Raw genomic sequence first — 823 nt, forward strand, 5'->3', positions numbered from 1 at the left:
GTATTGTAGCCCAAGGGGCTACGAAAAAAGCTAACAAGGTTGGTGCAAATATGAATAATTTAGGAACGTGTTGGTATTGTGGGAAAATGGTTGCTTTAGATGAATTTGGTGACCCAAGTGAACGTGCTTTTCACTTTTCGTGTTTTTTGAAATATGAGACAGAAAGAGACAAAACTTTAGAAGAATACTTAAGGCTTAAATCAAAAGTTTCTTTTGAACGTGCTCTTAGAAAAATTGAGAGGCAAAGTGGATTAAACATCAATGATTACTATGATGACGCAAGTGCTGTAGAAGAGTTCATAGATGAGAATCCACATAAGTTTGACTCATCTGATGAAATAATGGCAGCTATAGAGTTAGTTCACGAGCGCATTAAAAGCAAGACACAGTTTAAAATTGGCAGAAGACGAGTTGACTTTTTAATACCATCATTACATGTGGCTCTTGAAATAGACGGAAAGTTGCATGAGTTTAAAGTTGTTAAAGATTCAAACAGAGAAATTGAAATCATGAAAAACCTGAATAAACAAATGGGTGGAAGCTGGGAAGTAATTAGAATACCGACGAAATATATTGAAACTAATATTAAACAGCTTGGCAAGGCAATTGCTGCTCTTTATAATAGCAGACAAAGTGAAAGAAAAAAGAACAATGGATTCTTACCAACAAATTGGAGCAAGACAAACAAGATAGCACAAATTAACGCTCTTAGTAACATTGAAGATCAAACAAAAGAAACTATAAATTTGGATAATATTATAAATCCAGTTGAGCTTTAAATACTTCGGTTAGTCGCGTTATAGACTAGCCTATTCGGGAGAGT

General features: G+C 34.4%; 1 protein-coding gene. It reads left to right on the top strand.

Translation table 11 applies throughout. From position 1 onward, the window contains the following. The first annotated feature begins 2 nt into the window (after positions 1–2). Positions 3–779 carry a DUF559 domain-containing protein gene (locus GSM_RS13595; RefSeq protein ID WP_010078422.1) on the top strand — a complete coding sequence of 259 codons (777 nt, stop codon included), beginning with the start codon at positions 3–5 and terminating at the stop codon, positions 777–779. Positions 780–823 lie beyond the last annotated feature (44 nt).

The organism is Liquorilactobacillus mali KCTC 3596 = DSM 20444 (assembly GCF_000260415.1).
GTDB lineage: Bacteria > Bacillota > Bacilli > Lactobacillales > Lactobacillaceae > Liquorilactobacillus > Liquorilactobacillus mali.